Raw genomic sequence first — 22,445 nt, forward strand, 5'->3', positions numbered from 1 at the left:
CGGGCGTGCCATCTCGGACGTGCCGCCCAGGCACCGCCAAGGCGCTCCGGGCTGCTCAGCGGCGGGCCGTGAGCTGGGTGTGGAGCGTACGCGCGGATGCGTCCGTGAGGGACGCGAGCTGGTCGACGATCACCCGCTTGCGCGCCCGGTCGTCCGGCGCGGCGTCGAACAGGGCACGGAACTGCGGGTCGAGGCTCTCGGGGGCACGGGCCGTGAGCGCCTCGGCCAGCTCGGCCAGCACGATGCGCTGGTCGGCGCGGATGGCCTCCTGTTCGGCGCGCTGCATGACATAGCGGTCGGCGACGGCCTTGAGTACCGCGCATTCGTTGCGGGTGGCGCGCGGGACGACCAGCTCGGCGGCGTACCGCGTGAGCCGCCCCGATCCGTACGCCTGACGTGTCGCGGCCTCGGCGGCGAGACAGAAACGGCCGATGAGCTGGCTCGTCGCGTCCTTCAGCCGGGCCTGCGCGACGGCCGAGCCGTCGTAGTGGTGCGGCCACCACTCCTGGCCGACGAGCCGGTCGAGGGCCTCGGCCAGCTCCTGCGGATCGGTGTCCCGAGGTACGTAGCGTCCGATCGCCACCGCCCAGATGTCGCTCCGCTCCGGCTCGGCGAGGAGGAGCTGGGGGTCGAGATGGCCGGCGTGCAGACCGTCCTCGAAATCGTGCACGGAGTACGCCACGTCGTCGGACCAGTCCATGACCTGGGCCTCGAAACACTTGCGGTACGCAGGCGCGCCCTGGCGGGCCCATTCGAAGACCGGCAGATCGTCCTCGTACACGCCGAATTTGCCCGAGCCGGGATCGGTGGGGTGGCCGCCGCGCGGCCAGGGGTATTTGGTGGCGGCGTCCAGGGCTGCCCGGGTGAGGTTGAGGCCGACGCTGACCAGTTCGCCGCCCGCCGCGGCGGCGGATGTCACGGCCTCGCTGTGGACGAACCGCTTGGGCTCGATACGGGTCAGCAGCCGCAGCGACTGGGCGTTGCCCTCGAAGCCGCCGCAGTCCTTGGCGAAGTCGTTGAGCGCTTGCTCGCCGTTGTGCCCGAAGGGCGGATGGCCCATGTCGTGGGCCAGGCAGGCGGCCTCCACCAGATCGGGGTCGCAGCCGAGGGCCGCGCCCAGTTCCCGTCCGACCTGGGCGCATTCCAGGGAGTGGGTGAGCCGGGTGCGCGGGCTGGCGTCCCATGCCTGGTTGCGTGTGCCGGGGGTCACCACCTGGGTCTTGCCGGCGAGGCGGCGCAGCGCGGAGGAGTGCAGCACGCGCGCGCGGTCCCGCTGGAAGGCCGTGCGGCCCGGACGCTTGTCGGGCTCGGTGGCCCAGCGCGCGGTGGCAGCCTCGTCGTACACGTCGTGGCCGGCGGGGTCGTATGAGGTGGTGCTGGTGGTGCCTTCCATGCACCGAAGGTAACCGGAGCCGGTGACAGCCGGGTGGCTGCGGGTGGGCTACGCCGGAGTGAGTTCGCGCCGCTGAGGGGCGTACGCAGTGGTCACGGCCTCGTCGTAACGCTGCAGCAGCAGCCGGGCCAGGGCCGGGTGCGCACCGAGCGGGGCGGCGGCGATCCATGGCGCGACGGCGGCGCTGCGGGTGGCGAAGAGGCCGGGGGACGCGAAGTAGGAGGCGACGGCGATCCGGTGGCGGCCACGGGCGGTGAGCGCGCGCACGGCCGCCGGGACGGTGGGCGAGACGGCGGAGGCGTACGCGGGGACGACGGGCACGCCGCCGAGGCGCTCGCTGAGCTGGTCGGCGGTGCGGCGGGCGTCGGCGACCGAGTCCGGGTCACGGGATCCGGCGGCGGCCAGGACGACTCCGGCGCTGCGGCTGGTGCCGTCCTCGGGGCGCCAGCCCGCGTCGGCGAGACGGGAACAGAGCGCCTCGACGAGGAGGGGGTGCGGGCCGAGCGGGGCGGCTATGCGTATGTCCGCGCCGGGGACGGCCGCGGCGGCCTGCGGCAGATCGTGCTTGACGTGGTAGCCGCGGCTCAGCATCAGCGGTACGAGGACGGCTCTGGCTCCGCTCAGCCCGTCGCGCACCTCGCGGGTTTCGCGGGTTTCGCCGCCGAGCGTGGCGAGCGTGGCGGAGAGCAGCGGCTCGTTCAGCTCGATGTGGCCGAGGCGGACGTCGAGCTCGGGACGCAGTTCGCGGACCCGGTCGAGGAGCGTGGTCACGGCGCGCAGGGCGCGCGGGTCGCGGCTGCCGTGGGCGACTGCGACGAGGGTGGGCTGCCGGTCGGTCGGGGGCATGGGCCTGCGGGTTCCGTTCAGTGTGACGTGGCTGAGTTGGGTGCCGAGCTGGGCCGTGATGCGTGTAAGAAGCTGCGCGGTGGTGTCGAGGGGCAGAGACTCACGAACGTGTGCCGACTCCGTCATGAACCGATCCTGACGGGCGCAGGTTGCCGGGTCGTTGCGTGAGGGTGACGGGTGTTTTCCACGGGCTCACCGGCTGCCCGCCGGCGTTGTCAGACCCGTCACCTACTGTGATCGACATCGGAACCGGAACGTCGGGGAGGCGGTCTTGCCATGGGCTGGATCGAGACGGAGAGCGGCGGATACGCCGTCACGTTGGACGGCACCAAGGTGCTGTGCAGGAACGCTGCCGGGCGCGCGTTGAAGCAGGTGCCGGCGAAGCTGCGGGACGACGCCGAGGTCGTGCGGCTGCGGCAGCTGGCCGAGTGGCTGGAGCGGCACGAACGGGACTGCCGCGAGCAGGTGGACACCTGGCTGGTGCGCTCGCTGCCGGTGCCGGTGGGGCTGCTGGCCCGGGTGTGGCCGGACACGGCATGGCAGGCGGCGCTGCGCGATCTTGTGGTGGCGCCGGTGGCGGCGGACGGGACGGCCGATATGGAGCGCGCCGGGTTTCTGCGGGACGCGGATGCGCAGAAGGGCGCGGGGATCGTCGATCTGGACGGGGACTCGGTGCGGCTGGACTGCGAGACCGTGCTGATCCCGCATCCCGTGCTCCTCGAAGACCTCGACAATCTGCGGGAGTTCGCGGTGGAGCTGGGGGTCGAGCAGGGCGTGGAGCAGTTGTTCCGCGAGGTGTGGCGGCGGCCCGAGGATGTGCGGGGCCAGGACTGGCAGGCGTACGCCAACGGAAAGTTCGAGCAGCTGCGGCACGCCACGACGCGCGCTGTCTCACTCGGCTACCGGGTGCGCGGCGGCCAGGCGGTCTGCCCTCTGGTGGAGGACGGCCGGCCGCTCGAGGCGGCGTACTGGCTGGGGGACGACTATCCGGATCTGGAGGCGCTGACCGGCCCGCTGGAGTGGCGGGACAAGGACGGCCGTCGGCTGCCGCTCGCCGAGGTGGGGCCGGTCGCCTGGTCGGAGGGCGAGCGGATGGCCGCGTTGGTGTACGCGGGCCGGGTGGCCGCGGGTGACGAGGAGGGGCTGCTGTGAGCGGCGCGGGAAGCACGGCGGGGGGAACGGTGAACGGACTGCTGGAGGCCGGGGCGGTGCTGCCGCTCGGCGCGGGCGACGGTGCGGGACCTGGCGACGAGGGACAGATACAGGCTCAGGGCGACAAGCTGACGGCGCGGGCGTACGGACATCCGGCGCTCGATGGGCGCACGGTGGTGCGGCTGGTCCCGGAGGCGATCGGCCCCGCCGAGGATCTCGCCCTGGAGTATCTGGGCTTCACCCCCTCCGGGTCGGCGCCGGTGGGACGGGTGAAGCGGCAGTCGCTCGGCTTCCCCGCCTGGGCACTGGTCCACGACCCGGAGAACGGGCATCACGCGCTCGCCGTGGTCAAGGAGATGGAACGGCTCGCGCGGCTCGTCACGACCAAGCCGGGGCTCGCCAAGGAAGGCTTCGACGAGATCGGTGCGCGGCTGGACCGTTCCGTACCGCACTTCCTGCCGACCTTCTACGAGCAGGCGGCGCGGCTGTTCCTGGCCGCCGAGTCGCGGCAGCACGCCGCGGTGTACTTCGGCAAGGCGCGGGCGGCGGAGCAGCGGCACGCGCTGGCGGTCGACGAGGAGCGGCTGCGGGAGGTCTTCCTGGAGTTCGCGGGTGCGGGCGCACTGAGCGGCAAGGCGCTGCGGGAGTACGCCAAGGGGCTGGCGGCCCGGCTGGCGTCACCGGAGGCGTACGCGCAGTTCAGGACGGTGTCGCTGGAGCGGTGCGCGGCCGGACTCACTCCGTACGCGGGCATGGTGGAGGATCTGCGGCGCCTCGCGAAGGGCGCGGGTCTGGACGCGGCCGCCGAGGAGCGTGCGCTGATCGCGGAGATCATCCACACCGGGGCGATGAACCGCGCGGCGGCGAGCTTCTGGAAGTCGGCGCTGCCGGCCCTGGCTCATATCGCAGCCGAGGATATGGCGGTACGGGAGCGGCTGCTGGCGCTGCTGCCGGCGGTGGGCGGCGACAGCCCGGCGGAGTTCGACGAGGCCTGGCTGTCGCTGCTGGACCGGTGCGGGGCCATCGGGCTGCTGCTGGACGGGACGGTTCCGGCGGCCGAGTGGCTGTCGTCCTGGGCCAGGCACCGGCAGCGGGGCTGGCGCGGCATGAATCGGCTCGCGGCCGAACTGACCCTGGTGGAGCGGCTGGCGGACCGGCTGGTCGCGGACGGCACACCACTGCAACTGCTGCGCGGCGGCGGCTGGCGCACCACCGTCGACCTGGATCTCCTCGACACGTGTCTGGCCCTGGGGGTGCCGGTCGAGGCACCGTCGGACGCGATGGAGAACCTGGAGCTGGGGCCGTGGCTGTCCGACGAGGGTGAGGGGCGCAGGGATCTGACGGCGCTGGCCGCCGATTCACGGTTTGCGCCGCTGCTGCGCGGCGGCGTGGAGCGGGCGGCCGGCACCAACGAGGCGTCGGCGCAGCTGAACCGGATCGCGGACCATCCGGCGCTGCGTGCGGTGCTCGCGGGCTGGCTGGCCGACCGGGCCGAGGATCTGTCGCAGCCGCTCGGACTGCCGGGCCTTGACGGCCTGTTGGGCCGGCTGACGAAGTTCTCCGCACCGTCCGTGCTGGCGGCGGCGCCCGAGGCAGTGGACCGTATCGCCGCCGTCTCCCCGGCCGGTGCGCTGGCCCGCACACTGCGCGCGGGCATTCTCGACGAGCTGGGCTGGCCCGCGCTGGAGGAGGCGCTTCCGGAGCTCGGCAAGGTCAATCCCATGGCCTCCGGGCAGCGGCACGGCTATCTGGCCGACGAGTGGTACCGGCTCGCGGACGCCTGGCCCGCGCTGGTCGTCCGGGTCGGGACGCGCGTCGCGGCGGTGGGGCCGAACGGCGTGCTGGACCGGCAGACACTCACGCTGCCGGTGCGGTCGTCGTCCTCCTGGGATGTGCCGACGGTCCGTTATGTGGGCGGCCAGTGGCTGGTCGCCAACGGCCATGGCGCCGACCGCCGGGCGCGCTGGTCGGGACGGCCCGCCGAGGTGTTCAAGCCGGACGGCGACCTGAGGGACCACTGGACCTCGTTCCAGAATCCGACGCTGGCACTGCCCGACGGCAGCCGCACCTTCGGCGGGCGGCCCGTCCACGCGGGCGACACCTCGTTCGCGGCGGAGCAGCGGCCGGTCGCCTCGGACGGCATCTCGATGTGGGTGCTGCACCAGGGCCAGTGGTGGGACTACGACCCCGAGTCGGCCCGCAGGGGCCGGATCTCGCTGCCGGCCTTCTTCGACTCGGCGCTCGCCGAAGGAGCGGGCAGCGCGCACGGACAGCGCAGCCTGCTGGAGAGGGCCTGCCGCCTGCTGCCCGTACAACCGGGCCTGGAGTCCTCGCCGTTCGGCAGCAAGGACGGGCTGCTCGGCTGGTGGGTGCGGTACGACGCGCAGGCGCGGACGCTCACCGCCTGCTCGGTGGACGGCAGCCGCAGCCCGGCGGTGGAGCTCCCGCGAGGCAGCAGCATCGAGCACCTCACGCACGGCATTCCGCTACCGCCGCTGCGGCTGCCGGGCGGGGCCGTACTGCATCCGCGCGAGTCTCGCGGCTTCGACGGGCAGCTCGCCCTGTACGACTCCGAGGGCATCTGCCTGGCCGTGTTCAAGGAGGGCGACCGGGGCGGGGCACACGCGGCGGGTACTCCGCTGGTTCCGCCGATCACCTACTGGCATGCGCTGCGGCCGCGCGACGAGCGGGGTTCGGCGGCTCTGCGGGCGGTGACGGAGGCGGACGCGAAGGCACTTCTGAGCGCTGTCGCGGACGGTGCGAAGCCGGACGCGGCCGTACGGAAACTGCTGCCGGAGGTCACCCATCCCGGGCTGGTGGCAGGCGTGGCCGGTCTGGTCGAGGAGGCGGTACGGCACGGCAAGCGCATCGGTGTGTTCGCCGAGCGGGCGGCCAAAGAGCGGCAGAAGCCGGACGCGGCCGAGGCGCAGGAGCAGCGGGTACGGCATGCGCTCGACGGCGCGCTGCGCGAAGCATTCGACGGCTTCATGGGCTCCCGGCACTTCTATGGCCACCACCGCTACTGGGAGCGGGACACCACCACGTGCGTGAACCAACTCCGGCTGCTGCAACGGGTGCTGACACCTGAGACCGGTGCCGGGAAGGTGGCGCTGACGGGCACCGGCGTGGGGTGGCTGACGCTTCCGGGGCCCGGTATGTCGGCGCTCGCCGTACGTGCGGCCTCCCCGACGACGAGTGAGACGGACCGCGCGGCGCTGCTGGAGTTCCTCGACGCGGTGCTGGAGGTGAGGGCGGACGGCGACTCGGTACTCGTCGATCCGCGCGGTCGGCTGCGGATCGTGCAGCTGCGGATCGCACGGCCCGCCCACAGCGATCAACTGCTGGGTGAGGTCCGGCACTCGGGGGCGCGGCGGCTGCTGATCGTCGCCTGTCAGCGGATCGAGGACAAGTACGCGTACTGGAACGGCATCGAGTACGACCCGGCCGGGGCCTTCGGCGCCTGGGACGACTTCACGCTCGCCGAGTCGGATGTGCTGGGCGCGGCCGACGATCCGTTGCGGGCGGCCTCGGTGCGCCGGATGGTGGACGGGATACGGGAACACGGCCCGCTGCAGTACCGGCCGGAGCAGGCACAGGAGTTCGCCGAAGAGGTCGGCGTCGGGGCGGTCACGGGTGCGCTGCTGCTGCTCGGGCTGCCGGGCGTCACCACGTACGGCCGGCACGGCCTGCTCTCCGCCGAGTATCTGGCGCCGCTGGGAGCGAAGAGCGCCGAGGCGCAGGCCGGGCGAGGAGTGCTGGGCTCGCTGTCACCCGCGGAACGGCAGCTGTACACCGGCCTGTTGGTGCCGGCCGAGGCGCAGCGGGTGGCGGAGCTGTGGACAAAGGGGTTCGATCTGGAGCCGCTCACCCGGGCCTGGCTGGCGGCGCGCGGCAAGCGACGCGTCACGCCCGCCTGGCTGATCACACGGGCGGTGGCCGAAATCGGTACAGGACCGATCCTCGACCACGTGCTCAACCCCGAGGCGAAGACCGAGCTCACCGGCCGTACCGAGCAGCGCCACGGCGACGACGGGCTGGTCCCGGCGGAGCCGGAGAAGCTGCTCACCGGATCCACCCTGAGTACTTATGTGGCCATGTTGCGCTGGCTCGCGTACCGGCTGCCGTACGGCGATCCGCTGCGCGCGGTCCTGCCGGTCACGCTGCGGATGGTGCGTGAGCGGCTCGCCGACCCCGGGCTGCTGCTGGACCTCGGCGTGGACTGGGACACGGAGGGCAGCGCGACCTCGGTGCGGCTGCGGGAGGCGTATGGACTGCCGCTCAAGCGCGACAGCGCGAAGGACGGGCTGGTCGAGGTCTCGGACGCGGTGGTGCTTGCGCCGATGCGGTACCGCTCGGAGTGGGATTCGGTGTGGGTGCGGTCGGCGGCCCTCGTGGACGGCGCGAGCGGAGGTCCGGATCATCCGGCGCTGAAGCAGCTAGCCGCGACGGCGGGCGAGAAGCCGGCGCTGAAGGCGCTGCGTACGGTGCTGAGCGAGGAGTTCACGGCGCTGGTCACGGCCGACGGACAGGCGGGGGCGGCGCAGTATCCGCCGCACAGCGTGCCGGAGCTGGTGACAGCGGCGGCGGAGCGGTTCGGCCTCTCCGAGGACGCGGCCGCGCTCTATCTGATGCTGCTGGCCCTGCCCGATCCGACCGACCGCAATCAGGCGGAGTGGACCGGCTGGAAGCCTGCCCGGCTCAAGAAGGCGCGGGCCGAACTGGCCGCCACCGACCTGGCGGTGGAGGCAAAGCGGGCGCGCGCCGGGCGTTCGCTCTTCCTGCCCGGCGGCTGGCTGGAGCAGAGGACACCGCGGCTGCCGGCGGAGAGCTGGAAGACGGCGATCGTGCCGTGGGATCTGTACGGCTTCGTGGTGCCGGACCGTCCGGTGGCGCAGCTGTACGCGGCGGCATGGCGGCGGGTCGTGGAAGGCGATGCGCCGGGGTTCGAGGAGTTCAGGGGACGTAGCGGCAGGGGAGGTTCGCGATGAGCGCGGGCGCGGGGAACAGGGTCGCGAAGAGCAAGGTCGCGAAGAGCAGCGTCGCGGGGGGCGCGGCGCGGCAGGTGGAGCTGCCGGAGGACCGGTACGGCGAGGAGCTGAGCTTCCTCGCTGCGTACGACGGCGGGCCGAGGCCGCCGGGATGGCGGATGACGCCACGCGCGGCGGTGCTGTTCGTCTGCGGTTCCGACGGCGAGCCGCTGCGGACGGCGGAGGGGCAGCAGCTGGTCGTTTCACGGAAGTTCGTGGGCGACCGGGCACTGGTGGAGCGGTGTGTGGTGACACTCGCGGGCGAGCGGGGGCTGCTGCTCGTCGGCGAGCCGGGCACGGCCAAGTCGATGCTCTCCGAACTGCTGGCCGCAGCCGTGTGCGGCAGCAGCACCCTCACCGTGCAGGGAACGGCCGGCACCACCGAGGACCAGCTGCGGTACGGCTGGAACTACGCGATGCTCCTCGCCAAGGGGCCGAGCCGCGAGGCCCTGGTGCCCTCTCCGGTGCTGACCGCGATGACGCGGGGCGCGGTCGCCCGGATCGAGGAGGTCACCCGCTGTCTGCCCGAGGTGCAGGACGCACTGGTCTCGCTGCTCTCCGAGCGCCGGATGTCCGTGCCGGAACTGACAGGACTCGCGGGCGGGGACGGCACCGAGGGGACGGAGGGAGCGGACGGGACCGTGCACGCCGTGCCCGGCTTCACGCTGATCGCCACGGCCAACCTCCGTGACAAGGGCGTCTCGGAGATGTCCGCCGCGCTGAAGCGCCGCTTCAACTTCGAGGAGGTCGGCCCGATCGGCGACCTCGACGCCGAGACGGAGCTGGTGCGCGGGCAGGCCACGGCGGCGCTGGCGCGCTCCGGCGCACCGTTCGGGGTGGACGAGACGGTGCTGGAGGCGCTGGTGACGGCCTTCCGGGATCTGCGGACCGGGCGCAGCGCGGAGGGCTGGGAGGTCGAGCGGCCGTCAACGGTCATGTCGACGGCGGAGGCGGTCCATGTGGCCACGTCGATGGGGCTGGGTGCGGTGTATCTGAGCGACGGGCGGGATGTCGTACGCACACTGCCGGGGCATCTCCTCGGCACGGTGCGCAAGGACGACCCGGCCGACCACGCACGGCTGTTGGGGTACTGGGACGGGCCCGTGCGGCGGCGGGCCGAGGGCGGCGCACCGCTGTGGCGGACGCTGTGGGAGCTGCGCGATGAGCTCACCTGAGCAGGCCCCTGAGCAAGCTCCAGAGGAAGCGCTGGCTGAACTTGCCGGGTGCCGTGACCCGTATCTGATCGGGGTACGGCACCACTCCCCCGCGCTCGCGGCAGCCGTGCCCGCACTGCTGGCTCAGGCGGCGCCGGAGGTGCTGTTCATCGAGCTGCCGGAGGAGTTCGCGCCGTGGCTGGAGCACCTTGCCGACCCGGCGACGGTGCCGCCGGTCGCGCTGGCGGGCAGCGGGGGCGAAGGTGGCGCCGGTCCGGTGTTTCTGCCGTTCGCGGAGTTCTCGCCGGAGCTGGCGGCGATCCGCTGGGCGCGGGAGGCGGGTGTGGAGGTGGTGCCGTTCGATCTCCCGCTGGCGGCGCGAGGTCCTGCCGACGAGGAGGCGCGGGACGCAGGTCCCGGTGCGGGCTCGCTCACGGCGGCGCTGCGTGCGAGAGCCGGTGGCCGGCCGGGCGGCGACCTGTGGGACCGGCTGGTCGAGGCGACCGCTCCCGGCTCCGGGCCCGAAGCGCTGCGGCGCGCCGCACTGCTGGTGGGGTGGGCACTGCGGACGGACGCGGGTGCGGGTGCGGTGGATCCGTACGACCTGCGGCGCGAGGCGAACATGCGGCGCCGGCTGGCGGATCCCGAGCATGCTGGGCGGCGCGCGGCCGCGGTGATCGGCGCGTTTCACGCGCCGGCGCTGACGGCGGGCTCCGGTGCCGAGAGCGGTCTGCCCCAGTCGCCTCGGCCGGGTGGCGCCGAGGTCGTCACCTCGCTGGTGCCGTACTCGTACGCGCTGCTCGACGAGCGTTCCGGCTATCCCGCAGGCATCCGGGACCCGGAGTGGCAGCGCGGTGTTTTCCAGGCGGCGGGCGATCCCGGCCTGCTGGACGACCTGCTGACCTCCACCGCCGTACGGATATGTGCGGCTGTACGGGATACCGGTCACCCGAGCGGGCCCGCCGATGCCCGCGAAGTGGTCCGCGTCGCCCGGGACTTGGCGTCGCTGCGCGGGCTGCCGGCGGCCGGGCGGGGCGAGCTGGCGGAGGCTGCGCAGACCGTGCTCACGCAGGGCCGGCTGCTGGGGCGGGGCCGCGTGGTGGCCGCCGCCATGGAGCGGGTGCTGGTCGGGCGACGGCATGGGCGGCTGGCGCCGGGGACACCGCGTTCCGGGCTCGGGCCCGCCGTCGAGACGCTGCTCGGCGAGCTGAAGCTGCCCGTGCCGGACGCGCCCGAGCGGCGCGAGCTGCGCCTGGACATGCTCCGCTCCGAGCTCGACCGGCGCCGCGAGATCACTCTGCGGCGGCTCGCGGTCTGCCGCGTCCCGTACGGCGAGGAGTCCGCGGTCGCGGGAGTCGGCGACGCCGCCGCGCTGACCACACGCTGGGCCGTCGCCTGGTCCCCGTCGACGGCCGCGATGCTCGATGTGGCGGGCCTGCACGGGGTGACCATCGAGCAGGCCGCCGCCGGAGTGCTGCGGCAGCGGCGCGCCGATGAGCGGCGGCAGGGCGGGCCGACCGCCGCCGAGGTCGTCGACGGGCTGGCGGAGGCCGCGCGGTGCGGCCTGCCGGACCTGGCGGCGGAGCGGCTGGCGGAGTCCGCCGAACTGCTCCCGGCCACCGGAGCGCTGCCCGAACTGCTCGCCGGAATGGCCCTGTTGGACCGGATCAGATCCGGCCATCTGCCGGGGCTCGACGCCGGATGGGAGCGGGACGCCGTCGACGCGGCGTACGAGGAACTGGCCGCGGCGGGGGTCCGCGCGCTCGACGGCCTCGCGGGCTCCACCGCACCGGACGACGCCCGCGCCCTCGTCGCGCTCGCCTGCCGGGCCGCCGGGGTGGGCGGCGGCCTGCGCCTCGCCGACGCGCTGGCCCGGCTGGATTCGGGGGCGACACCGCTGATGCGGGGCGCGGCGGGCGCGGCACGGGTGCTGCAGGGTCAGCGGGACCCGGGAGAGTTCGGGGAGCGCCTGGCCTCCCGCGCGGATGGCGCGACCTCGCCGGAACTGCGCGCGGGGCTGGCGGAGTTTCTGCGCGGGACACTGCTCGCGGCGGGCCCGCTGCTGGAGACGGGCAAGGCGCTGGACCCGCTGCTGGAGCGGGTGGAGTCGCTGCCCGACCGGGAGTTCCTGAACCGGCTGCCCGCACTGCGGGCGGGCTTCGACACGCTCGCGCCCGCGGCCCGTTCCCGGCTGCTGTCGGTGGTGGAGGACCGCACGGGTACGGCCGCCGGCACCCTCCAGGGCCCGGTGACAGACCCGGCGACGCTGGCCCTGCTGGCGACGGCGGACCTGGCGGGCAGGGAGGCACTGGCGGCAAGAGGCCTGACCCGGGAACCCCAGGTCCGGGGGGGGCCGGTGCGAGGGGACTGCGGGACGCGGCACGTTGGATGCGCCGGTTCCGGAACATCAGAGCCTTGGTGCTCCGGTGGACGGTGACCCGGGGGCCGGATCGGACGGTGACCCGGGGGCCGGATCGGACGGTCCTGAGGAAAACGGTGCGGGCGTCGGGCTCGTGGCCGGGGAGCGGTGGCGGTTGCTTCTCGGGCGGGGGCGGGAGTTGACGGGCAACGCCGCGCGAGTTGCCGCCGCGCTCGACGAGTTGTACGGGCACGGGCGGGGCGAGGGCTCCCGTGGCGAGGACGGTGACGGTCTCGGGGGCGGCGGCGGGATCGAGGCTCCGTACCCCGATGTACGGGCCTGGTCGGACGAGCTCGCCGCGCTCTTCGGGCCCGGCGTCCGCGAAGAGGTGCTCGCCGCTGCCGCCGACGCCGGCCGGCTCGATGCCGCACTCGAGCTCGACCCCGCCTCGGCCCGCCCTTCCATGGAGCTGCTGCGCACCGTCCTGTCCTACGCGGGCGGTCTCCCCGAGCAGCAGCTCGCCCGTCTGCGGCCCCTGGTGGCCCGGCTCGTACGGGAGTTGACCGAGGCCCTCGCCAACCGGCTGCGCCCCGCGCTCACCGGCCTGGCCCACCCGCGCCCCACCCGTCGCCCCGGCGGCCCGCTCGACCTCCCGCGCACCCTGCGCGCGAACCTGGCGACCGCCCGCCGCGACCCGGACACCGGCACGGTCACGGTCCTCCCGGAGCGGCCCGTCTTCCGCACCCGGGCCCGCAGGTCGGCCGACTGGCGGCTGGTCCTCGTCGTCGACGTGTCGGGCTCGATGGAGGCCTCGACGATCTGGTCCGCGCTCACCGCGTCCGTACTGGCCGGAGTCCCCGCCCTGAGCACGCATTTCATCGCCTTCTCCACCGAGGTGCTCGACCTCACCGACCATGTGGACGATCCGCTGAGCCTGCTCCTGGAGGTACGCGTCGGCGGTGGCACGAGCATCGCGCGCGGCCTGCGCCACGCGCGCGAGCTGGTGACGGTGCCGTCACGCACGCTCGTCGTCCTGGTGAGCGACTTCGAGGAGGGCGGGCCGGTCGGCCCCCTGCTGTCGGAGGTACGGACGCTGGTCGACGCGGGCTGCCATGTCCTGGGCTGCGCCTCGCTGGACGACGAGGGCAGGCCCCGCTACTCGGCGGGCGTGGCGGGCCGGCTGGTGGCTGCGGGCATGCCGGTCGCGGCACTCAGTCCCCTGGAGCTGGCCCGCTGGGTCGGCGAGCGCGTAGGAGGTACGCACCGGTGACCACAACACCCTCTATGGGACTGCCTTCAGGACCCCGGGGACTGCCTCCGGCGAGCGCCGAGGTGGCCGCCGGGGCTCTCGACCTGCTCCCGGCCCGGCTGCGCAAGCGCGTCGACGGCGCTGTGGCAAAGGTGCCCGGCTGGCCGGTGGAGGCCACACCGGACGGAGTCCGCGTCCGGGTGGACGAGGACACCGCGGTGACCTTGAAGGTCACGAACGGGATCGTGGCGCGGGCGGACGACGCGGTATGCGGCTGTCTGCTGGCCCCGGCCTGCCTGCATCGCGCGGCGGTCCTGTCACACGCGCCACTCGCGGAGGACACGGCGCCACCCGGGGCCCCGGACGCGGCACCATCGAAGACCCCGGAGGCGGAAGCCGCGGCGCCCACGGGCAGCACCATCGCCCCCGCCTCCGCCCCCGCCGGCACCAGAACCAGCACCAGCACCAGCACCAGCACCAGCACCAGTCTCGGCACCACTCGGTCGACCGCCCTCCACACCCTCCGCGCCGCCGCAACAGCGGTTCTCGTCACGGGAGTTACGGGCTCCGGCGCCGTTCACCGCGCCGAGCTGCTGCATGCCGCGCACTCCGCGCGGCTCGCCGGGCTCCGGCTGCACTCCGCCGCCGCGGTACGGATCGCACGCCGACTGGGCGAGGCGCGCTCCGAGGATCCGGCGTTCCGGCTGCCCGAGCTTTCCCGCGAGCTCGCGGAGCTGCTCGATCTCGTACAGCGGCCGGCCGACGCCGTCACCCCCGCGCGCCGCACCTACCAGCCGGCCAAACCCCTGCGCCTGTACGGCCTGTTCACCGAACCGGTCGTCACCGCGTCCGGCTATGCGGGCGCGACCACGTACGCCGTCACGCCGGACGGCACCCTCCGCACGGTCTCGGACGTGGCGCCCGGCGGCCCGGAGCGGGCGGTCCAGGCGGCGGGCTCTGCGGTGCCGGGCGGCTGTGCGCTGCCGTTGCGGGCGTGGGGCGACGGCGGCGGGGTGATCCTGACCGGCCCGACCGTCTCACCGGACGGCCGGATCGGCGGCGGCGCCCGGCTCCGTTCCGTACGAGCTGCGGGCGCGCAATGGCACGAGTCGCCGCTCGACGCGCTGTGGCAGCGGCCGCCCGCGGCTCAACTCGCCGCCGCACTCGACTGGCTGGCGGAACCGGCCGACGACCGCACGGCGGGCGGCGATCTGCTCTTCCTCACTGGGACGGTCTCCGGCGGCGGGTTCCGCGTCGCCGGCGGCCCGGCGCTGCAGCTGCTCGCCCCGGACGAGCGCCCGGAACTGCCGTACGCGGAGAATCTGCGTCTGCTCGCCTCGCGCCCCGGACTCGCGCTGCGGCTGATCGCCCGAGCCGTTCCCGACCGGCCGGGCGGCGTCCATGCCCTCGCCGCTGCCTGGACGGGCCACGACGGCGAGAGCGTCCGCGCGGACCTGGGCCTGCGGCGGCTGAACCGTTCCCACATACCGGCACATATACCGGCGCCTGTACGGGCACAGACCGATCCACTGCACCTCGTTGCCGCCGCGCCGCCCGCGCTGCCGGTGGAGTTGGATCTGCTGCGCCGCGCGGTGGACCGTACGGTCGCGGGCGGCCGCGCCGTCACCGCCGCATCGGCCGACGGCGAACTCCCGCGCCGCCTGCGCGCGGTGGGCCTCGCCACGGGCGCGGACTGCGCCCTGTCCCTGGCCGAAACGGCAGCGGACCGTCGCCACGACGCGCTGGGCCGACTGCTGCCCGCCGACCCGGACGCCTTCGCGGCAGCCTGGCTCGCGGCCGCGGTCTACACCTCGGCGGCGGCCAGGTCGCTGCTGTCGGCCGCATGGTCGGCGACGGGCCCGGACCACGACACGAGGGCGATCTCCGGCACCGTGGACCGAACCGTTCCGCCCCGATCCGCGTCTGACCAGGCGTGAAGGCATCCCGCACATCGAAGGCATCGCAGGCGCCCAAGACGTCGAAAGCGCAGAAAGCACAGAAAGCAGCCAAGGCGTCGAAGCCGTCCAAGGCATCAGGACTGAAGCTGCTGCGACTCCCGAAGCTGCCGCGCGCCCGGCGCACCCAGCGACGGATCGTGCAGACGGTCATGCTCGCGTGCGTGTTCGCGCTCGCGCCCGCGACCTGGATGCATGCCGTCGCCGACAGCCGGGTCCGCACCGTCGCCGAGGTGCCCGCGCAGGATGTCGCCGTCGTCTTCGGAGCCGGGCTGTGGAAGGGCCGGCCCACGCCGTACCTCGCGCACCGGCTCGACGCCGCCGCCGAGTTGTACCGGGCGGGCAAGGTCAAGGTGGTGCTGGTCACCGGCGACAACAGCAGGGTCGAGTACGACGAGCCGGATGCCATGCGGACGTATCTCACCGCCCGCGGAGTACCGGGTGGGCGGATCGTCAGCGACTACGCCGGCTTCGACACCTGGGACTCGTGCGTCCGCGCCAAGAAGATCTTCGGCGTGGAACGGGCGGTCCTGGTGACGCAGGGCTTCCACATCCGGCGGGCCGTCGCGCTCTGCCAGGCGGCCGGGGTCGAGTCGTACGGTGTCGGGGTCGCCGAGCCCCATGACGCGACCTGGTACTACGGCGGGACGCGGGAGATGTTCGCCGCCGGCAAGGCGGCGCTGGACGCCGCGCTCACGCCCGATCCGCAATTCCTCGGCGCCAAGGAGCGCGGTGTGAAGGAAGCACTGGCCGCAGCGGCAGGGTGACACACTGCGACACGAGCCTCACAGCGGCCGACCGACTCGCGTCGGCATCCGCGGCGCGCGACAGTGAGCCGTATGGAAAACCATGTGGCAACCCTCCTCACCCGGCACACCGAAGCGCTCGCGCTCTTCACCGAGCGCGTGCATGCCGTAGGGGCCGACCAGTGGGACGCTCCGACGCCCTGTACCGACTGGTCCGTACGCGATCTCGTCAACCACCTCACTGTGGAACAGCTCTGGGTGCCCGCCCTGGTGACCGACGGATCGAGCGTCGAGGAGATCGGCGACATGTACGAGGGGGATGTGCTCGGCAAGAAACCGAAGGCCACCTGGGACGCCGCCGCACGCGCCGCACGCAAGGCCTTCGCGGCCCCGGGAGCGCTGGAGCAGACCGTACAGCTGTCGTACGGGGAGACACCGGCCGTCGCGTACTGCGCACAGATGATCACGGACGCCGTGGTGCACACCTGGGACCTGTCCCGTGGGATCGGGGCGCAGGAGCAGCTGCCGGCCGCGCTGGTGAGCTTCGCGCTCGACGAAGTCACGCCGTACGCGTCGGGCCTGTCGAAGTCCGGCCTGTTCGCCCCGCCCATCGAGCCGCCGCCGGGCGACGGCCATCAGACCAGGCTGCTGGCCCTGCTGGGCCGGCGCACCTGAAAGAGGCCGAGGCGCCTCACGAGGCGGTCGGGCGCGGTCGGAGCCGGGCGTACCCGGACCGTAATCCGGGGCGTCCGCCCGCGTAACACGGGCGTCGCACGCTGGCGCTATGCCCGACATGCTCGACGACACCACCCCGACCCACTGTCCCTACTGCGCCCTGCAGTGCGGCATGAGCCTGCGCGGCAGAGCCGAGGCGGTCGAGGTGGTGGAGCGGCCGGACTTCCCCGTCAACCGTGGCGCGCTGTGCGGCAAGGGCCGCACCGCGCCCGCGCTGCTCTCCTCCCGGGTGCGCCTGACCGAGCCCCTGGTCCGACGCCCCGCCACAGGCAGGCTCGAGCCGGCCACCTGGGAGGAGGCCCTGGGCACGGTCGCTGCGGGACTGCGGCGTACCCGGGCGGTGTACGGCCCCGACGCGGTCGGCGTCTTCGGTGGCGGCGGCCTCACCAACGAGAAGGCGTACACGCTCGGGAAGTTCGCCCGGGTCGTGCTCGGCACCTCGCAGATCGACTACAACGGCCGCTTCTGCATGTCGTCGGCGGCGGCCGCGCACCAGCGGGCGTTCGGTCTCGACCGCGGGCTTCCGTTCCCGCTGGAGGACATTCCGCGCAGCGGATGCGTGATCCTCGTCGGCTCGAATCTCGCCGAGACGATGCCGCCCGCGCTGCGCTATCTGACCGAGCTCCGGGCGAACGGCGGCAAGCTCATCGTCGTCGATCCGCGCCGCACGCGGACCGCGGAGCAGGCCGATCTGCATCTGGCGCCGCGGCCCGGAACGGATCTGGCGCTCGCGCTCGGGCTGCTGCATGTGGTGGTGGCGGAGGGACGAACGGACGAGGAGTTCGTCAGGGACCGTACGAGCGGCTGGGGGGAGGCCAGGGCGGCCGCGATGGCGCACTGGCCCGAGCTCGTCGAGCGCATCACGGGTGTCGGCGTGCCCGAACTGCGGGAGACGGTACGGATGTTCTGCGACGCGGAGTCCGCGATGGTGCTCACGGCGCGCGGGCCCGAGCAGCACTCCAAAGGCACGGACACGGTGAGCGCCTGGATCAACCTCTGCCTGGCGACGGGCCGGGCGGGGCGGCCGCTGTCCGGCTACGGCTGTCTGACCGGTCAGGGCAACGGCCAGGGCGGCCGCGAACACGGCCAGAAGGCGGACCAGTTGCCGGGCTACCGCAAACTGGACGACCCGGCGGCGCGGGCGCATGTCGCCGGGGTGTGGGGTGTGGAGCCGGAGACGCTGCCGGGTCCGGGGCGCAGCGCGTACGAACTGCTGGACGCGCTGGGCGGGGATGTGAAGTCGCTGTTGCTGATGGGCTCGAACCCGGTGGTGTCCGCGCCGCGCGCCGGGCATGTGGAGGAGCGGCTGCGCGCGCTGGACTTCCTCGCGGTCGCGGACGTGGTGCTGTCGGAGACGGCGGCGCTGGCGGATGTGGTGCTGCCGGTCACCCAGTGGGCGGAGGAGACGGGGACGACGACGAACCTGGAGGGCCGGGTCCTGCTGCGCCGGAAGGCGGTGTCGGCGCCGCCGGGAGTACGGAGCGACCTGGAAGTCCTGGGCGGCCTTGCGGGCCTGCTGGGCCACGAGAAGGGCTTCCCGTCGGATCCGGAGGAGGTTTTCGAGGAACTCCGCCGGGCATCGGCGGGCGGCCCCGCGGACTACTCGGGTATCACCTACAAAAGGATCGCGGAGGAGGACGGGGTGTTCTGGCCGTGCCCGGAGGAGCCGGCCGCGGCCGGGGGCACCCATGGACCCGCCGTGGCCGAGCACTCGCCCGGACCCCGACCCGCCCATCCCGGTACGCCACGGCTCTTCCTCGAGCGGTTCGCCACTCCGGACGGGCGTGCCCGGTTCATCGCCGTCGGGCATCGGGCCGCCGCGGAGGAAGCGGATGCCGAGTATCCCGTGCTGCTGACGACCGGGCGGGTCGTCGCCCAGTACCAGTCCGGGGCACAGACCCGGCGGGTCGATGAGCTCAATGCCGCCGCGCCCGGGGCCTTTGTCGAGCTGCATCCGCAGCTCGCCGAGCGCGTGGGCGCCGTCGAGGGGGCTCCGCTCGCCGTCGTTTCGCGGCGCGGGCGGGCCGTCGGGCCCGCGCGGATCACGACCGGGATCCGGCCGGACACCGTCTTCATGCCGTTCCACTGGCCGGGCGAGGGCCGGGTCAACTCGGTGACGAATCCGGCGCTCGACCCGACCTCGCGCATGCCGGAGTTCAAGGTGTGCGCGGTACGGGTGGAACGCGCAGAGCAGGAGGAACGGCAGGAGTAGGCGACAGCGCAGTGGGCGCGGGTCAGCTGCTGCTTCGGCCGCACCAGTCGCCGCCGCGGATGCGGGTGCCCTTCGCGCAGAGCTCCCGGGCCAGGCCCGGCGCCGCAAGGTACACCCAGGCCCGGACCGCAGTGCCGTCCGGCCGGACGACGTCGCGGGCCACCCGCTCGTACAGATTGCGCGGGTGGCCCGGCGCGACGTACTCCTCCAGCCGGTCGAGTACGGCGAGGAGCTCCCCGTACTCCCCCGGCGCCGCCGTCACCACCTCACCCGCGACCGTGCCCCCACCGGCGTCGAGCAGGGCGTACGGATAGCCCGGGCCCTCGTAGAGCACCGCGTCAGTCAGCAGCGCCGGCTCCTCCGCCGCCGTGCGGCCGTACAGGAAGAGATCGTGGTTGCACTCGCCAGGGCGCAGCGTGCCGTAGACGAAGAACGGGAGCTCGGCCCCAGGCCCGGACTCGGTCTCGGACCCGGAACCGGACTCGGTCTCGGGCCCGGACTCGGGCCCGGACTCGGTCACGGCGCCACGGTCTCCGCGTCGATCCATGCCAGATACCCAGCACCGCCGCGCACCACCGGCGTCGCGATGATCTCCGGCGTTTCGTAGTCGTGCGCGGCCGTCAGATGCGCCTCCAGCGCGGCGTAGCAGGCCTCGGTCGTCTTGAACAGGACCTGCCACTCCTCCGCCGTCTCGATCGCGTTCTTCCAGTGGTAGACGGAGGTGACGGGCGCGGAGATCTGCGCGCAGGCGGCCAGCCGCGACTCCACCGCACCCCGCGCGAGCGCCTCCGCCTTCTCCGCACTGTCGGTCGTGGTCAGCACGGTGAGTGCGGTCAGTGCCTGGGCCATTGACACGTTCCTTCGGGTCGTGGGGGCGGCGGGACCTTGAGTCCATTGCCGGTCGATCAGGCCACCGTACGCACGACGCATCCTTCCCGCCCCGTCGTCCCGGCCCTGCCCACGGCCGCGGCGACGGCGACGGCGACGGCGACGGCGACGGCGACGGCGACGGCGACGGCGTCAGCCGGCGTACGGACAGACCGACTTGGCGTTGCGCAGGGCGTGCCCCCACCAGGCGAGCTGGTCCAGCATCGTCTTCGCGGCGGCGTCGCACGCGGTGGGGTCCTTGTGCTGCCCTTCGTCGTCGAACTGGCTGCCGGCGTTGTGGAAGGAGACGGTGTCGCGGACGGTGACGGCGTGCATTTCGGCGAAGACCTGGCGCAGCTGCTCGACGGCGCGCAGACCGCCGGAGATGCCGCCGTACGAGATGAAGCCGACGGGCTTGGCCTGCCATTCGCCGAAATGCCAGTCGATGAGGCTCTTGACGGAGGCGGGGAAGGAGTGGTTGTACTCGGGCGTGAGGACCACGAAGGCATCGGCGTCGGCCAACTTCGGTGCGGTCTTGGCAAGTTCGGCCCGTGCTTCGGGTGCCGGTCGGTAGGAGAGTGCGGTGGGCAGGTCCACTTCGGCCAGGTCGATCAGTTCGACGGCGAAGTCCGCGCGCTCGGCGGTGCGGGAGAGGAACCAGTCGGCGATGACCGGGCCGAAGCGGCCGTCGCGGTTGCTGCCGAGGATGACGGCAAGCTTCAAAGGCGTGGTGAGGTCCATGAGGAAGAGACTCGTACCTGAACCGAGGTTGAGGTCAAGCCGCTCCTGAACGCATGGCGCATCGCCCGTATTACGGTGATCGCATGCGACCGGCCGCATCGACGCGTCCCGGGAGTACGGCCGGGACGACTCCAGCCTGCCGGCCGGCGCTCTCCTCGCGCGGGAGGCCGAAGCCCTCCGTCACCGAGCTCCGGCGCCCCGTGGCGCGCGGGCGCGCCAGGCTCCCCTCGCGGCGCCCGGCGCTCTCCTCGCCCGGCTCCTCGCACCCCTCCAGGCGGGCCGACACCTCGGGCCCCGGAGCACCCTTCACCCGTTCAGCACGACGACTTCCCGCGCTAGATCTGATTCCTCATCACAGGCGATGACCTGCGACGACGCATCACGTCCAGCGCGACACGCCGAGCGAAGCCATCGAATCTGATTGCCCATCAGCAGGCGTTTCGGGCGGGCTGCGCCTTACCTCGGAGAGAGCACACAACAGAGCACCACCGCGCTTCCCCGGAGGACCGCCATGCGCACCACTGCCCGTCTGCTGACCAGCGCCGCGCTGGCAGCCGCCACGATCGGGCTCGGCGCCCCCACGGCGTTCGCCGGGGTTTTCGATCCGCTCGAGATATTCCCGTCGCCCGTCGACCCGGGGGCGACCCTCTACGTGAACACCATCGCCTGCGAGCACAACGGCCAGGGCGTCGAAGACGCGCGGTCGATCGGCGCGGGCGACTTCCGCCTGTCTCCGGGTACGTACAACGAGGTCGCGCCCGGCCGGCTCACGGTCCCCCACGGCACCGAGCCGGGGACCTACGCCATCGGCGTGACCTGCCAGAACGACAGGAGGGCCGCGGCCGAGCCGGTGGTACATCGCCACGACAGGCCGAGCGGCCATGTGAGAACGGGCGTCGGCGGCAGCGTCGGCCCCGACACCACCCAGATCGCGGCGGGTGTGGCCGTACTGGCCGCGGCCGCCGCCGGCGGGATCCTGCTCCTGCGCCGCCGGGCGAGCGGCGCGCAGGACAGCTGACGGGACGGTCTGCACCGTCCCGCGTCCCGCCGTGTCCCCGTTCCCGTCAGGCCGGTTCGCCGCGCCTGCCGGGAGCGGGGAGTTCGTCCGTAGGACCAGATGACCGCCGAGGAGCGATGAACGCCAAAGGAAGGGGCTGGGGCATAGCCGTCGCCGTCTGCATCGGCCTGCGGCTGGTCCAGAACGGCTCCGCGGACGTGACCCCGCCGATGCCGTCGGCCGCCGAGGCTTTCGCGGCCGGCCCGGGACACCACACCGACGCGGCCGCCGACCCGCTGCCGCCGTCCGGACCCGTACGGCTGCGCATCCCCGAGATCAGTGTCGACGCCCCCGTCATGCCGCTGGACCTCGGGAAGGACGGCAGCCTGAACGTGCCGCCCGCCGCCGACCGCAACCTCGCCGGCTGGTACAAGGACGGCACTTCGCCGGGTGCCAAGGGCACGGCGATCGTCGCCGGGCATGTCGACAACGCGGACGGGCCCACCGTCTTCTACAACCTGGGTGCGCTGAAGAAGGGCGACCGGATCGAGGTGACCCGCAAGGACGGCCGTACCGCCGTGTTCACCATCGACGCGATCGAGGTGTACGAGGCCGACGCCTTCCCGGACGAGAAGGTCTACGGAGCGAAGGACCGAGCCGAGTTGCGGGTGATCACCTGTGGCGGCGGGTTCACGAGGGAGACCGGCTACCAGGGCAATGTGGTGGCGTACGCGCATCTCATCGGGGTGCTGCAGGCGTAGTGGATCCACCGGTATCAGGAGATCCGACAGGAGTGGCTTGACAAGCCGTCTCGCCGGATCTTCACCCTGATCGCCGCTGCGGCCCTCGCCGCAGCGGCGGTCGTCATGAGGGTGCCCGCTCCGGCCGGCGTCACGTCAGCGGTAGCCGCGGACGCGGAAGCGGAGCCGGAATTCTTCGGAATCCGGCTCCTCGAAGCCCCTGCGGCCCGGCGCGCTGACCCGCGCGCACGTACCTCGCGCAGGCCCGTCAG

General features: G+C 73.3%; 16 protein-coding genes. 11 read left to right on the plus strand and 5 right to left on the minus strand.

The window, feature by feature from the left end; all coding sequences use genetic code 11:
• Positions 1-55: 55 nt before the first annotated feature.
• Entirely contained in the window at positions 56-1,393 is a 1,338-nt protein-coding gene (locus tag OG735_RS13785) for a deoxyguanosinetriphosphate triphosphohydrolase (protein ID WP_327323463.1), read from the minus strand.
• Positions 1,394-1,441: 48 nt separating this feature from the next.
• Positions 1,442-2,365 carry a sirohydrochlorin chelatase gene (locus tag OG735_RS13790; protein WP_327323464.1) on the minus strand — a complete coding sequence of 308 codons (924 nt, stop codon included), beginning with the start codon at positions 2,363-2,365 and terminating at the stop codon, positions 1,442-1,444.
• Positions 2,366-2,515: 150 nt separating this feature from the next.
• Here OG735_RS13790 and OG735_RS13795 point away from each other — a divergent pair, with 150 nt between their 5' ends.
• The 9 genes from OG735_RS13795 (at position 2,516) to OG735_RS13830 (ending at position 18,828) form a co-directional block, all read left to right on the plus strand.
• Positions 2,516-3,391, plus strand: coding sequence for a DUF4132 domain-containing protein (locus tag OG735_RS13795; RefSeq protein WP_327323465.1), 876 nt, complete (start codon positions 2,516-2,518; stop codon positions 3,389-3,391).
• On the plus strand, positions 3,388-8,379 hold the full coding sequence (locus tag OG735_RS13800) for a hypothetical protein (protein ID WP_327323466.1): 4,992 nt from the start codon (positions 3,388-3,390) through the stop codon (positions 8,377-8,379). The genes OG735_RS13795 and OG735_RS13800 overlap by 4 nt, the downstream gene beginning before the upstream one ends.
• The gene (locus tag OG735_RS13805; RefSeq protein ID WP_327323467.1) at positions 8,376-9,593 is read left to right on the plus strand and encodes an ATP-binding protein; all 1,218 of its coding nucleotides are present in this window, start codon (positions 8,376-8,378) and stop codon (positions 9,591-9,593) included. The genes OG735_RS13800 and OG735_RS13805 overlap by 4 nt, the downstream gene beginning before the upstream one ends.
• The gene (locus OG735_RS13810; RefSeq protein ID WP_442812423.1) at positions 9,580-12,009 is read left to right on the plus strand and encodes a DUF5682 family protein; all 2,430 of its coding nucleotides are present in this window, start codon (positions 9,580-9,582) and stop codon (positions 12,007-12,009) included. The genes OG735_RS13805 and OG735_RS13810 overlap by 14 nt, the downstream gene beginning before the upstream one ends.
• Positions 11,999-13,201, plus strand: coding sequence for a vWA domain-containing protein (locus tag OG735_RS41925; RefSeq protein WP_442812424.1), 1,203 nt, complete (start codon positions 11,999-12,001; stop codon positions 13,199-13,201). Before OG735_RS13810 ends, OG735_RS41925 begins: the two co-directional genes overlap by 11 nt.
• 14 nt (positions 13,202-13,215) lie before the next feature.
• Positions 13,216-15,117, plus strand: a complete 1,902-nt coding sequence (locus OG735_RS13815; RefSeq protein ID WP_327323468.1) for a hypothetical protein — start codon at positions 13,216-13,218, stop codon at positions 15,115-15,117.
• 170 nt (positions 15,118-15,287) lie between these two features.
• Positions 15,288-15,902 carry a SanA/YdcF family protein gene (locus OG735_RS13820; RefSeq protein ID WP_327328303.1) on the plus strand — a complete coding sequence of 205 codons (615 nt, stop codon included), beginning with the start codon at positions 15,288-15,290 and terminating at the stop codon, positions 15,900-15,902.
• Between the two features lie 72 nt (positions 15,903-15,974).
• Complete coding sequence (locus tag OG735_RS13825) at positions 15,975-16,556, plus strand: TIGR03086 family metal-binding protein (RefSeq protein ID WP_327323469.1); 582 nt, start codon at positions 15,975-15,977, stop codon at positions 16,554-16,556.
• Positions 16,557-16,674: 118 nt separating this feature from the next.
• On the plus strand, positions 16,675-18,828 hold the full coding sequence (locus OG735_RS13830) for a molybdopterin oxidoreductase family protein (RefSeq protein ID WP_327328304.1): 2,154 nt from the start codon (positions 16,675-16,677) through the stop codon (positions 18,826-18,828).
• Between the two features lie 22 nt (positions 18,829-18,850).
• Here OG735_RS13830 and OG735_RS13835 read toward each other — a convergent pair whose 3' ends face one another.
• The 3 genes from OG735_RS13835 to OG735_RS13845 form a co-directional block, all read right to left on the minus strand.
• On the minus strand, positions 18,851-19,348 hold the full coding sequence (locus OG735_RS13835) for a gamma-glutamylcyclotransferase family protein (RefSeq protein WP_327323470.1): 498 nt from the start codon (positions 19,346-19,348) through the stop codon (positions 18,851-18,853).
• Entirely contained in the window at positions 19,345-19,677 is a 333-nt protein-coding gene (cutA, locus tag OG735_RS13840; RefSeq protein ID WP_327323471.1) for a divalent-cation tolerance protein CutA, read from the minus strand. The genes OG735_RS13835 and cutA overlap by 4 nt, the downstream gene beginning before the upstream one ends.
• A gap of 171 nt (positions 19,678-19,848) precedes the next feature.
• The gene (locus OG735_RS13845) at positions 19,849-20,436 is read right to left on the minus strand and encodes an NADPH-dependent FMN reductase (protein ID WP_327323472.1); all 588 of its coding nucleotides are present in this window, start codon (positions 20,434-20,436) and stop codon (positions 19,849-19,851) included.
• 511 nt (positions 20,437-20,947) lie between these two features.
• On the opposite strand from OG735_RS13845, the gene OG735_RS13850 reads away from it, so the two are divergent.
• On the plus strand, positions 20,948-21,454 hold the full coding sequence (locus OG735_RS13850; RefSeq protein ID WP_327323473.1) for a hypothetical protein: 507 nt from the start codon (positions 20,948-20,950) through the stop codon (positions 21,452-21,454).
• 116 nt (positions 21,455-21,570) lie between these two features.
• Positions 21,571-22,194 (plus strand): class F sortase, encoded by a 624-nt coding sequence (locus tag OG735_RS13855; protein WP_327323474.1) that lies wholly within the window; start codon positions 21,571-21,573, stop codon positions 22,192-22,194.
• Positions 22,195-22,445 lie beyond the last annotated feature (251 nt).

Origin of the sequence: Streptomyces sp. NBC_01210, from assembly GCF_036010325.1 — a bacterium.
Classification (GTDB): domain Bacteria; phylum Actinomycetota; class Actinomycetes; order Streptomycetales; family Streptomycetaceae; genus Streptomyces.

What these genes read in the sequence shown, in the direction of transcription:
- OG735_RS13810 (WP_442812423.1), top strand. Translation starts at nt 9,580, where the DNA reads ATGAGCTCACCTGAGCAGGCCCCTGAGCAAGCTCCAGAGGAAGCGCTG.
- OG735_RS13825 (WP_327323469.1), top strand. Translation starts at nt 15,975, where the DNA reads ATGGAAAACCATGTGGCAACCCTCCTCACCCGGCACACCGAAGCGCTC.
- OG735_RS13855 (WP_327323474.1), top strand. Translation starts at nt 21,571, where the DNA reads ATGAACGCCAAAGGAAGGGGCTGGGGCATAGCCGTCGCCGTCTGCATC.
- cutA (WP_327323471.1), bottom strand. Translation starts at nt 19,677, where the DNA reads ATGGCCCAGGCACTGACCGCACTCACCGTGCTGACCACGACCGACAGT.
- OG735_RS13805 (WP_327323467.1), top strand. Translation starts at nt 8,376, where the DNA reads ATGAGCGCGGGCGCGGGGAACAGGGTCGCGAAGAGCAAGGTCGCGAAG.
- OG735_RS13795 (WP_327323465.1), top strand. Translation starts at nt 2,516, where the DNA reads ATGGGCTGGATCGAGACGGAGAGCGGCGGATACGCCGTCACGTTGGAC.
- OG735_RS13850 (WP_327323473.1), top strand. Translation starts at nt 20,948, where the DNA reads ATGCGCACCACTGCCCGTCTGCTGACCAGCGCCGCGCTGGCAGCCGCC.
- OG735_RS13785 (WP_327323463.1), bottom strand. Translation starts at nt 1,393, where the DNA reads ATGGAAGGCACCACCAGCACCACCTCATACGACCCCGCCGGCCACGAC.
- OG735_RS13790 (WP_327323464.1), bottom strand. Translation starts at nt 2,365, where the DNA reads ATGACGGAGTCGGCACACGTTCGTGAGTCTCTGCCCCTCGACACCACC.
- OG735_RS13830 (WP_327328304.1), top strand. Translation starts at nt 16,675, where the DNA reads ATGCTCGACGACACCACCCCGACCCACTGTCCCTACTGCGCCCTGCAG.
- OG735_RS13820 (WP_327328303.1), top strand. Translation starts at nt 15,288, where the DNA reads ATGCTCGCGTGCGTGTTCGCGCTCGCGCCCGCGACCTGGATGCATGCC.
- OG735_RS13845 (WP_327323472.1), bottom strand. Translation starts at nt 20,436, where the DNA reads ATGGACCTCACCACGCCTTTGAAGCTTGCCGTCATCCTCGGCAGCAAC.
- OG735_RS13815 (WP_327323468.1), top strand. Translation starts at nt 13,216, where the DNA reads ATGGGACTGCCTTCAGGACCCCGGGGACTGCCTCCGGCGAGCGCCGAG.